Origin of the sequence: Streptodolium elevatio, assembly GCF_040649515.1 — a bacterium.
Lineage (GTDB): Bacteria > Actinomycetota > Actinomycetes > Streptomycetales > Streptomycetaceae > Yinghuangia > Yinghuangia elevatio.
This window is the reverse complement of sequence record NZ_JBEZFP010000212.1, coordinates 1-10,830: the sequence shown is the minus strand read 5'-3', so window position 1 is coordinate 10,830 and position 10,830 is coordinate 1. Positions and strand designations below refer to the sequence as shown.

The window sequence follows — 10,830 nt, the reverse complement described above, 5'->3', positions numbered from 1 at the left end:
GTGCGGCCACCATGTGGCCGCACCGCCCCTTCGGCGTGATGTGGATACTCCGCGCGCGGGGCGGATGGCGCGTGGACGACTGTGCGGCGGTCGGCCTAGGTTCCTGGCGCCGGACCGCACGACCGGCGCGTCCCGCCGCAGGTCCGGCCGAAATCGCTCGCATCCACAAGCGTTCGGAAGGGACAGACCATGGGCCTTTCGGGAATCCGCCGGCACAAGGCGGCGGCGTCCGGAACCGCATTACTGCTCGCCTTGGGCGCCGCGGCGGCACTGCCGTCCTTCGACGCGGCGGCGGACGGCACCGCCGCCGCGGGCACCACGTACTACGTCGACGCCTCCGCCGGCTCGGACAGCCGTGCGGGAACCTCCGCCGCCACGGCCTGGCGCACCCTCGGCAAGGTCTCCGCGGCCGCGCTGCGGCCCGGCGACACCGTCCTGTTCAAGCGCGGCGAGGAGTGGAACGGCACGCTCGCGCTGGCCCGCAGCGGGACCGCGGGCCAGCCGCTCACCGTCGGCGCGTACGGCACCGGCGAACGGCCGGTCGTCGGCGGCGGCGCGAACTGCGTGTGGCTGACCGGCTCGTACTGGACCGTCCGGGACCTGCGGCTGACCGGCTGCGACTGGGCCGGCGTCGAGATCGAGAAGGGCCACCACAACACGCTGGAGGCCATCCGCGCGGACGACAACGTCGTCGGGGTGTCCATCGCCGACACCGCGCACCACAACACCGTGCGCGGCTCCGAGCTGATCGACAACAACAAGATGAGCGTCGACGACCCGGGCGGCGACGACGACTCCGGCGCGTTCGGCGTGCTGCTCAACGGCGACGACAACCTCATCACCGGCAACACGATCGCCGGGAGCTACGCGACGAGCCACGACTACGGGTACGACGGCGCCGCGGTCGAGATCTACGACGGCGACCGCAACCGCATCGAGTACAACGTCACGCGCGACAACGAGACCTTCACCGAGCTCGGGCACGACACCGACAAGACGGCCGACGGCAACGTGTTCGCGTACAACGTCGTCACCTCCAAGTACGAGCGCGGCAGCTTCCTGGTCACGCGCGGCCCCGACACCGGCCTCGGCCCGGTGCGCGGCACGCTCGTGGTGAACAACTCGGTGTACCTGCCGGGCGCGGAGTCGCAGGGCTGGGTGTGCCACGGCGGCTGCGACACGGACATCCTCAAGCTGCGCAACAACGTCATCGCCGTCGGCTGGAAGAGCGGGTACGAGGACGGCGCGGGCGCCGACGAGGACACCGGCGTCTACGACGGCTCGCAGCACCAGTTCGACGCGGGCCCCGACTCGGTGTTCGCGGACCCGCGCTTCACCGGCCCCGACGACCTGCGGGTGCGGGCCGGCAGCCCGGCGATCGGGCGCGGCGAGCCGACCGGGTACACGGTCGACATCACCGGGGCGCCGGTCCCGGAGGAGGGTGCGACGGCCGGGGCGTACGAGTACCGGCCGTGAGCAGGGCGTACTGCTCCTGAGTGGTGTGTGCGGTCCGGGAGTCCGGGCGATTCGTGCGTACGGTTCCTGATCCGGCGTCAGCCGGCCGAGGCCGTGGCGCCGGCCGCGTCGTGTGCGGGGCGCGGCGCGGTCGGTGCCACCGCTCCGGTCTCCGGTGCCGCCTTGCGCGCCGGGATCAGCAGGGTGACCAGGGTGGCCGCGACCGCCGCGGCGCAGCCGACCCACAGGCTGGTCCGGAAGGCGTCGAGGGACGGGATCGCCCGGCCGCCCAGGGACACGGTCATGCTGGCGAGGACCATGCTGATCACCGCCGCCGAACTGGAGGTGCCGATCGAGCGCATCAGGGTGTTGAGCCCGGTAGCCGCGCCGGTCTGCTGCGGCGGGATGGCCTGCATGATGAGCGCCGGCATCGCCGAGTACGCGAGCGCGCAGCCGGCCGCGGACACCGACGCCGCGACGACGATCTTCCACACCGCGTCCAGCATCGCCAGCGAGAGCAGGTAGCCGAGCGCCGTGATTGCGCTGCCGACCAGGAGCGAGACCTTGGGCCCCTTGGCTGCCGACAGCTTCGCGGACAGCGGGGACACGAACATCATCACGAGGCCCGCCGGGGCCATCACAAGACCGGTGACCACCATCGACTTGCCGAGGCCGAAGCCGGTCTCCTCGGGCAGCATGAGGATCTGCGGGAAGACGAGGGACTGCGCGTACATCGCGAAGCCGATCACGATGGACGCCAGGTTGGTGAAGAGCACCTGCGGCTTGGCGTTGACGCGGAGGTCGACCAGGGGCGCGGTGGTGCGCAGTTCGCCGAAGCCCCACAGCGGGAGGATGACCAGCGCCGCGAGGAAGAGTCCGAGCGTACGTCCGCTGCTCCAACCCCAGTCGGCGCCCTTGGAGATGGCCAGCAGCAGCGAGACGAGGCCCGCGGACAGGCCGAGGGTGCCGATGAAGTCGAAGGGCGCGGGGGTGCGTACCGGCGACTCGGGCACCAGGAGCAGGACCAGGGTGATGTCGACGACACCGAGGGCGGCGGCACCCCAGAAGAGCATGTGCCAGTCCGCGTTCTGCGCGACCAGCGCGGCGACCGGCAGGCCGACCGCGCCGCCGATGCCGAGCGTCGCGCTCATCAGCGCGACCGAGGGGCCGAGGCGGGCCGGCGGCAGCTCGTCGCGCATCAGGCTCATGCCGAGCGCGATGACCCCGAACGAGGCGCCCTGGAGGATGCGGCCCGCGATCATCGGCAGGATCGAGTCGCTCAGCCCGCAGATCACCGAGCCGGTGGTGAGCATGCCGAGGCACAGCGCGAGGATGCGGCGCTTGCCGTACATGTCGCCCAGGCGTCCCATCACCGGGGTGCACACCGCGCCGGAGAGCAGGGTCGCGGTCACCACCCACGAGGCGTTGGAGGCCGAGGTGTCCAGGAGCCGGGGGAGCTCGGTGAGCAGGGGGACGACGAGTGTCTGCATCAGCGAGACGACGATGCCGCAGAAGGCCAGGACCGTGACGATGACCCCGGGGCTGCGACGTGCGCCGCCGGGGCCGGGGTGGATCGCGTCTACGGGTGGTGCGGCGTTCATGTGCCCTCCGAAGCTCCCCGCCCCGAATCGGCGGGTGGTTCCGTATGCACGATACACATATTGTGTATCGTGCATACTCCGGGGGCGCCAACAAGTGGAAAATGCCCGGAACCTCGTGACACGGACGGGCGTTCCGGCAGTAAGCGACCCGAGGGAGGACGACGTGTTGGACCACCTGCTGGCCCGCATCGAGCGTGAGTGCATGCTCCTGGCCCGGCATCAGGTGATGGTCAACCGCAATGTCGAGGGGCAGCCGCTCGAACGGTCGGCGTACCTGCTCATCAGCCGGCTCGAAGCCGAAGGGCCGATGTCGATCGGCCAACTCGCGGACGCCTTCAAGCTCGACACCTCCACCGTGAACCGCCAGGTGGCCGCCCTGCTGCGCGGCGGCCTCGCGGAGCGCATCGTGGACCCCGACGGCGGGCTCGCGCGCAAGCTGCGGGCGACCGAGGAGGGCAGGCGCCGCCTCGCGGCCGACCGGGAACGCTACTGCCGCGGCATCGAACGCGTCCTCGGCGACTGGAGCCCGGACGAACGCCGCGAACTCCTCGACGTACTGACCCGCTTCAACCGCTCTATCGAAGACGCCCAGGACACCGCCTGGCCCCGCCCCGACCTGGCCACCGGCGCCCGCACCGCGGAGTAGCCCGCGCCGCTTGCCACGCGCGGCGGGGGACTCGGCAATTCAAGGTGACTGGGCAGTCGCGCTTTCCATGAACTCCCCGATGACCTCCGTCAAGGGGGAGAGGGCTTCTGCCGGCGGCTTCCCCGTGTCGATGCCGATCACTTCAATCGTTCCGTAGGCACGCCCCGACGCGGCCACTTGCAATGTCCGCCGCGACGGGCCCGACGCGCAAGGGTGGACGATCACGGCCATGGGCACCGAAGGAGGCGCATACCCGCCGACGTACGTGAGCATCTGGTGCCGTCGCACGGGGTGTTCGTTCTTGTTGCGTTGGTCAGGTCGGCTCGGTCGGCGGACGGTCCTTCTCGCTGATGTCCGAGGCCTTCTTGTTCTCCGCTTCACCGGTGCCCTGGCCGTCGTTGTCGGCCTGCTTGTCGGCGCCGGAGCCGGTGTCCTCGGTTTCGTCGGTGTCCTGGCTGTGGGTTGGTGGGTTCGGGGACTTGTCGGGCGATTGGGTGGTTGTGGCGTTTGCGAGTTCGGGCGGTGCCGGTCGCTCGGGATCTGTCTGGGGCCTCGCTTCTGACGTTGCGTCAGGCCCCGCTTCCGGTGTCGTCGCGGACAGTCGGGGCGGAACTGCGGGGGATTCGGGGGCGGTTGCTTCGGGCGTGGGGTCTTCGTCGTCGTCCCACTCTTCGTCGTCCCAGAGTTCGTCCTCTTCGGCCGCTGCGGCGGCGCGGGCCGCGCGGAAGCGGGCGGCGCCGACCACGACCGCGCCGCCGAGGAGCATCGCCACCCCCGCGGTGAGAATGGCCTGTTCGTTGCCCGACGCGCCGGTGTCCGCGAGGACCGGCGGCGGGTCCTCTTGGAGGCCGGGTACCGCGCGTACGGTCACGGGTGCCGCGATGGCGATGACCCCGGCCGCTATGGCGACGGCCGCGGCGCGGCGGAGCGTCTTCGCTGACGTGTTCTGCTGCATGCAGTCGCTCTTCTGTCCGATCCCCGACCAACTGTCAGCGACCTTCCTAGCAGTCGGGCGGCCGGAACGGGGAGTCAGGTGGCCGCGGGGGCGCCTCCGCGCAGGTTCGCGCGCGGTGGATTGCGGTGAGTGGGATGACTTGCCCGGCGCGCGCTCCGTACGAGAAAGTGACGGCCCCCACACCGGAGGCGACCATGACCGACGACCGTGCCGCCGACGCCGGGGGTCCGTACGGCCACGGCCCGGACCCCCGCCGGTACCCCGGTCGGGCACCCGGGCAGGGGCCCGGGCCGGGCGGTCCGGGGCAAGGTCCGCGGCAGGTCCCCGGGCAGGGTCCTGGACAGGTCCCCGGGCAGGGTCCTGGACAGGTCCCCGGGCAGGGGCCCGGACCGACACCGGGTCGAGCGCCGGGGCGGATTCCAGGGCAGGGGCCCGGGGCTGGGCAGTATCCCGCGCAGGTGTCGGGGCAGGGGTACACACGCGGGGTCGGCTACGGTCCCGACGGCATGTCGAGCGGACGCGTCGCAGGCCCGCCCGCGGGGCGGCAGCAGCCCGCCTCACCGCCGCGATCGGCCCCCGGCGACGAGCCGCGTCCGGCGACGCACCGCGAGGGGGATCGCGACGCTACGCCGGGCGGGGGAACCGACGTACCGTCGGGCCGCCGGGCCGCGCGCGGCGGCCGCGAGGGCGGCGGACACGGCGGACAAGGCGGACATGGGGGGCACGGCGATCACGGAAGTCATGGAGGTCACGGCGGCCACTCGCACGCCCACTCGCACGGTCCGGCCATCCCCGCGTCCAAGCGGGTACGCCGACTGCTGGCGCTGATCCTGGTCCCCTTCGCGGCCGTGGTCGCGCTCGGCATGTTCGTGCTGTGGCCCGACCAGGACACCAAGTCCCATCGCGCGGACCAGGGGAAGGTCGCAACGGCGTACGGTGAAGTGACGTCGACCGCGGCCGTGTCGTGCGACCCCGCGGTGTCCGGCGCCGACGGCTCCGGTCCACCGGCCGGGGCTGCTCCGCCGGGTGCCTCTCCCGCGGAGGACCCGGCGGCGGCCGAAGGCGCTCTGCCCGGCGAAGGCGCGGGGCCCGCTTCGGGATCGGCACCCGCCGACGGCTCCGCCGCGGACACCGACCGGGGCTGCACCTCCGTGGCCGTCGACGTCACCAAGGGGCCGGGGCGCGGTACGACGGTCCGTCAACTCATCAGTCCCGGCGCCGGGTTGGCGGGCCTGAAGGTCGGTGACGAGGTCGTGCTCGACTACGCGGCCGACGCCCCGCCCGAAGCCCAGTGGACCATCGTCGACTTCCAGCGCGACAAGCCGATGCTGTGGCTCGCCGCCATCTTCGCCGTCGCCGTCGTCGCCATAGGCCGACTGCGCGGCCTGATGGCGCTCGTCGGACTCGCCGGCAGCTTCGCCGTCCTGGTGTGGTTCGTCCTTCCCGCGATACTGCAAGGGAGTTCGCCGCTCCCCGTGGCCGTCGTCGGAGCGTCCGCGATCATGCTCGTGACGCTGTACCTCTGCCACGGATTCAGCGCGCGCACCTCCATCGCGGTCCTGGGAACCCTGGCCAGCCTGGCCCTGATCGGTGTGCTCGGCGAGGTGTTCATCGGCCTGACGCGGCTCACCGGGATGGCGTCCGAGGAGGCGTCGATGGTCCGGGCGCTGCACGCGGAGGTCGACGTACGCGGCCTGCTGCTCGCCGGCGTCGTCATCGGATCGCTGGGCGTGCTCGACGATGTGACGGTCACTCAGACATCCGCGGTGTGGGAGCTGAAGCACGCCAACCCGGCGCTACGAGCCCGCGATCTCTACCGGGCGGGGGTGCGCATCGGGCGGGACCACATTGCCTCGACCGTCAACACCCTTGTCCTCGCGTACGCGGGCGCCTCGCTGCCGCTGCTGCTCCTCTTCTCCGGATCCGACCTAGGCACCCAGGACGTGGTGACGAGCGAGATCGTCGCGGAGGAAGTGGTGCGTACTCTCGTCGGCAGCATCGGCCTGGTCGCATCCGTCCCGGTGACCACGGCACTTGCCGCGTTCGTCGCGTCCCGCGAGCAGGTGCCCGCGACTTCCGGCCACCACGGGCACGCCGCGCCGAAGCGCCACCGCCGCAAGCAGAAGGCGTCCGCCTGACCGTCCGTCGCAAGATCGAACTCGGGCCCGCGTGTCAACCGGAAACCGAACCGAGCGATGAAGTTTTCACAGCCGTAACACGGCGTCGAAAGGCTGTCCGCGCGGGGGCGATTCGTGGGCGCGGATCCCGGAGTCGCGCAACCGGACGAGAGGACCGCGATGGGTGCGATGGCGACGCAGGCCGCTCCGGGATGGGAACGCCAAATCGACGATGTGCCCGCCGCGTTGGCGGTATCGGGCACATTGTGTGTGGTCGCCTGCCAAAGCGGGCCCGCACATCTTCTCGACGCCGCCACAGGGCAGTTGCTGGCCCGGCTCGTCCTGCCCGGCGGGGCGCGGCGCGTACGGTTCTCGCCGGACGGCAGCGTGGTGGCGCTCGCGGGCCCGCGCGGGTACGCGCTGTGGCGCGTCGCCGACGGCGCGGTGATGACGCGTACGACCGACACCCCCGCGGAGTTCGCGTGGTCGGACGACAACCTGTGCGCGGTCGCGTGCGGCGGGACGGTACGCATCTTCGAGGCGGACCGCGGGCTCGAGCAGTGGCGGCCGGTCGACGGCGCGGTGACCGTCGACGACGTGACGTGGTTCGACCGGGGCAACACGGTCGCGGTGGCGCTCGGCGGCGAGGTGCACGCGTTCTCGCCGCGCGGACGCGTCGCGGCGTGGTCGTATCCCTCGCCGGTCCGGGTGCTCGCGGGCGGCACGGACGGTGCCTGGCTCTGCGCGGCGGGCGACGGCCCAGGCGTCTACATCCGCGGCATCGGCGGCACCCACGAGGACCTTCCGACGCAGGGCCCCGGGCTCATCGACGGGCTGTCCGTGGACGGTACGGGCCAGTGGCTCGCGGCCGAGGTGGACGCCGGCCTGACGGTGTGGGACCTCGCCGCCCGCGGCGGCCGGGTACGCCCGCGCCCGCGGCGCCTGGAGGCGCGCGTGGCCATGGGCGTGGCCGCGTGGCGCCCGGCCCGGGGCGCGGTCATCGCGACCGGCGGGCTCGACGGCACCCTCTCGCTGTGGGACGTCAGGGCCGGCTCGGCGCGGCGTACCGCGACCCCGGTCGCCCGCCGCTTTGCGGGCGCGCCGGTGACGGCGTTGGCGTGGCTGCAGTCGGACGTCCTCGTCCACGCGGACCGCTCGGGCCGCGTCACCGCCCAACACCTCGCCGAACTCGCGGGCCGCTGACCACCTCGGGTCACCTTGGCCAATGACCGCCCCCGGTTACGCGCGCACAACGTCGCCGACGACTGTCGGCACCCGTATCGTGACTGGGCGTCAATTCGCTGTTCCGCAAGGAATCGTGCCGTTTCCGTTAGATGATCCTTGACCCCGGCGGGGGTGTGCCCATCAATGGGGTGGGGACGCGGGCGCGCGTACGGTGCGCGAGTCCCGTCCCACCGGGATGACCTGCGCCACGGCACACCTGGGGGTGTGTCCGGTAGGTTGCCTAGGCAATGTGACGGTGGGTCAGATCCGGTCGGCCCCCCGCGGTCCGCGTGGCGTGCCGTACCGCCCGAAACGGCGGCGGACGCGGTGGCGAAAAGATGAGGTGGGCGATGTTCGGCAGGAAGAAGGCGGCCTCGGTGGGCAAGGCGGCCGACGGCACGGGCAAGGACGTCGCGGCGCTGGTGCTGCGTGCCACCCTCGGCCCGATGCTCTTCGCGCACGGCTACAACAAGGTCGCCGGCCCCGGCGGGCTCAAGGGCACCACGGGCTGGTTCGAGGCGCTCGGCCTCAAGCCCGCCGAGGTGCACGCCAAGATGGCGGCCGGCACCGAGATGGCCGCCGGTGTCGGCCTCACGCTCGGCATCGCGAACCCGCTGCCCGCGGCCGCGACGGTGGGCCTGATGTCCGTGGCGGCGCGTACCGACCACCGCGGCAAGGGCTACTTCGTCTTCAAGGGCGGCTGGGAGTACTGCGCGGTCGTCGGCGGCGCGGCGGTCGCGCTCGCGGGCCTCGGCAACGGCAAGTACTCGGTCGACCGGCTCTTCGGCCGGGAGTCGTCGGGCGCCAAGCCCGCGCTGGTCGCCGCGGGCCTCGGCATCGCCAACGCCGCGCTGCTGCTGAAGCTCTGCTACAAGCCCGAGCAGAAGGACGAGAAGCCGGACGAGACGGTCTGACGCGTCCTCAACTCCGCATGCGGGGGCGGCGCCCGCCGGTCGATGCACCCGAACCGGCGGGCGCCGCCCCCGTTGTCCGCTCGGGCGACTACGTTTGGGAGCACACCAAGTCGCCCGGCCGGACCGCCGTCCGTGCACCGGGCCGACGGCCGTACCAATGCGTGGAGGTTGTGCTGTGCAGACGTTGCCCGAGTCGTGGCGCCCGGTGCTCGCGGAGGAACTGACCGCGGACTACTACGCCGCACTCACCGCGTTCGTCGACGCCGAGCGCGCGGCACACCAGGTCTTCCCGCCCGAGGCCGAGGTGTTCTCCGCCCTGGAGGCGACCGCCTACGACGACGTGAAGGTCCTCATCGTCGGGCAGGACCCGTACCACGACGACAACCAGGCGCACGGCATGTGCTTCTCGGTGCGCCCCGGGATCAAGGTCCCGCCGTCGCTGCGCAACATCTACAAGGAACTGGGCACCGACCTGGGCCTGACCGTTCCGAACAACGGCTACCTGATGCCGTGGGCCGAGCAGGGCGTGCTGCTGCTCAACACCGTGCTGACGGTACGCGCGCACGAGGCCGCCTCGCACAAGGGCCAGGGCTGGGAGCGCTTCACCGACGCCGTCATCAAGTCGGTGAACGACCGTGAGAAGCCTGTGGTGTTCGTGTTGTGGGGTGCGCACGCCCGCAAGAAGGCCGCGCTCATCGACACCGGGCGCCACGTCATCGTCGAGGGCGCGCACCCGTCGCCGCTGTCCGCGAAGAAGTTCTTCGGCAGCAAGCCGTTCTCGCAGATCGACGCGGCACTGGAGAAGATGGGCCACGACAAGATCGACTGGCAGATTCCGAACATCGAGCAGTAGCCGGTCGGTTCGCCCCTTCGCGGCGTGCGTGCCGGGCCGACCCGTCGGCATTCGGTCGCATCCGGTCGTGAAGGGGCGTTTCCCGAAGCGGCGACCCCGGTCCGCCGGGGTGGACGCCGCCGGGAACGATCGACTTGCGACCAGTTCCGAAGAACGACGAAAAACCGTCTTGTAGTGCCGAATTGCGACGCCGCGGTGTGCGAAGCTGTGGGGCTCAGCCGACCGAGTCCGAGCACCTCACTGGCGGTCCCCGTGGCATCACCCGTCGTTCAGCCGTCCGCACCCCTCGACCTGACCACGGGCTACGTCGCGCACCGCGCCCTGCGCGAGGAGTTGGCGCGCCTCACCGTCGCCACCCGCGAGGTCAACCCCGCCGACATCCGGCAGTCCAGGGCCGTCGAGGACCACCTCGCCCTGGTGCTGCGCTTCCTCGCCGCGCACCACCGCGAAGAGGACGCGTTCGTCTACCCGCGCGTGCGTGCCCGGCTGCGGGTCGCCGCGGCAGGGCGGGTGTTCGTCGCACTGGAAGGCGACCACGACTCCCTGGACACCCTCATGCGCCGGGCCGGCGACGCCCGGGTCCCGCTGCGCGAGCGTTCCCCGGTCGTCGGCCGACTGCACGACCTGGTGGCCCGCCACACCTACCAGGAGGAACGCGAGATGTTCCCCCTGATGCGCCGGCACGTCGGCAACCACGAGCAACGCCGCCTGCTGCGGCGTACGTTGCGGGCGTGGGGCCGCGACATGCCGGCGTTCGTCGCCCTGTACCTCCACCACGCCGACCCGGTCGAGCGCATCCGCATCCTGCGGGTGGCCCCGACCGGGGCGGGCGTGATGTGGCACCTGTCATGGCGCCGCAGGTACGCCCGCCGCCGCGCCGAGGCGTACGGCCTGGTCTAGGTCGTGTCTTCAAACTCTCGCCGGGCCCGCGAACCGTGGCACGCACGCTCGCCGCGTTGCGGACCTTGCACGGCCAAACCCAGGCCGAGCTGCGGCCCGCGCCTTGCGAGCGCACGCACCACGGCCCGCGGGCTATCCGACGCGAATTTGAAGACACTCCCTAGG

At 71.9% G+C, this 10,830-nt stretch carries 9 protein-coding genes; 7 read left to right on the top strand and 2 right to left on the bottom strand.

Annotated features, from left to right (window positions below):
• Window positions 1–189: 189 nt before the first annotated feature.
• Window positions 190–1,476: a right-handed parallel beta-helix repeat-containing protein gene (locus AB0C36_RS41240; RefSeq protein WP_358364467.1), complete on the top strand. Its 1,287-nt coding sequence runs from the start codon at window positions 190–192 to the stop codon at window positions 1,474–1,476.
• Between the two features lie 77 nt (window positions 1,477–1,553).
• Here the strand turns inward: AB0C36_RS41240 and AB0C36_RS41235 are convergent, their stop codons facing one another.
• Window positions 1,554–3,056, bottom strand: a complete 1,503-nt coding sequence (locus AB0C36_RS41235) for an MFS transporter (RefSeq protein WP_358364466.1) — start codon at window positions 3,054–3,056, stop codon at window positions 1,554–1,556.
• A gap of 166 nt (window positions 3,057–3,222) precedes the next feature.
• Here AB0C36_RS41235 and AB0C36_RS41230 point away from each other — a divergent pair, with 166 nt between their 5' ends.
• Window positions 3,223–3,702 carry a MarR family winged helix-turn-helix transcriptional regulator gene (locus AB0C36_RS41230; RefSeq protein WP_358364468.1) on the top strand — a complete coding sequence of 160 codons (480 nt, stop codon included), beginning with the start codon at window positions 3,223–3,225 and terminating at the stop codon, window positions 3,700–3,702.
• A 313-nt stretch (window positions 3,703–4,015) separates the two neighbouring features.
• Here the strand turns inward: AB0C36_RS41230 and AB0C36_RS41225 are convergent, their stop codons facing one another.
• Entirely contained in the window at window positions 4,016–4,657 is a 642-nt protein-coding gene (locus AB0C36_RS41225) for a hypothetical protein (protein ID WP_358364463.1), read from the bottom strand.
• Window positions 4,658–5,163: 506 nt separating this feature from the next.
• On the opposite strand from AB0C36_RS41225, the gene AB0C36_RS41220 reads away from it, so the two are divergent.
• The 5 genes from AB0C36_RS41220 to AB0C36_RS41200 all read left to right on the top strand — a co-directional run bounded on the left by AB0C36_RS41220 (window position 5,164) and on the right by AB0C36_RS41200 (window position 10,665).
• Window positions 5,164–6,795 carry a YibE/F family protein gene (locus tag AB0C36_RS41220; RefSeq protein WP_358364460.1) on the top strand — a complete coding sequence of 544 codons (1,632 nt, stop codon included), beginning with the start codon at window positions 5,164–5,166 and terminating at the stop codon, window positions 6,793–6,795.
• Between the two features lie 159 nt (window positions 6,796–6,954).
• Window positions 6,955–7,977 (top strand): WD40 repeat domain-containing protein, encoded by a 1,023-nt coding sequence (locus tag AB0C36_RS41215; RefSeq protein ID WP_358364459.1) that lies wholly within the window; start codon window positions 6,955–6,957, stop codon window positions 7,975–7,977.
• Window positions 7,978–8,348: 371 nt separating this feature from the next.
• Window positions 8,349–8,912, top strand: a complete 564-nt coding sequence (locus AB0C36_RS41210) for a DoxX family protein (protein WP_358364456.1) — start codon at window positions 8,349–8,351, stop codon at window positions 8,910–8,912.
• A gap of 175 nt (window positions 8,913–9,087) precedes the next feature.
• Entirely contained in the window at window positions 9,088–9,765 is a 678-nt protein-coding gene (locus tag AB0C36_RS41205) for a uracil-DNA glycosylase (protein ID WP_358364453.1), read from the top strand.
• A 252-nt stretch (window positions 9,766–10,017) separates the two neighbouring features.
• Window positions 10,018–10,665, top strand: coding sequence for a hemerythrin domain-containing protein (locus tag AB0C36_RS41200; protein WP_358364451.1), 648 nt, complete (start codon window positions 10,018–10,020; stop codon window positions 10,663–10,665).
• Window positions 10,666–10,830: the final 165 nt, after the last annotated feature.

What these genes read in the sequence shown, in the direction of transcription:
- AB0C36_RS41235 (WP_358364466.1), bottom strand. Translation starts at nt 3,056, where the DNA reads ATGAACGCCGCACCACCCGTAGACGCGATCCACCCCGGCCCCGGCGGC.
- AB0C36_RS41240 (WP_358364467.1), top strand. Translation starts at nt 190, where the DNA reads ATGGGCCTTTCGGGAATCCGCCGGCACAAGGCGGCGGCGTCCGGAACC.
- AB0C36_RS41210 (WP_358364456.1), top strand. Translation starts at nt 8,349, where the DNA reads ATGTTCGGCAGGAAGAAGGCGGCCTCGGTGGGCAAGGCGGCCGACGGC.
- AB0C36_RS41225 (WP_358364463.1), bottom strand. Translation starts at nt 4,657, where the DNA reads ATGCAGCAGAACACGTCAGCGAAGACGCTCCGCCGCGCCGCGGCCGTC.
- AB0C36_RS41215 (WP_358364459.1), top strand. Translation starts at nt 6,955, where the DNA reads ATGGGTGCGATGGCGACGCAGGCCGCTCCGGGATGGGAACGCCAAATC.
- AB0C36_RS41220 (WP_358364460.1), top strand. Translation starts at nt 5,164, where the DNA reads ATGTCGAGCGGACGCGTCGCAGGCCCGCCCGCGGGGCGGCAGCAGCCC.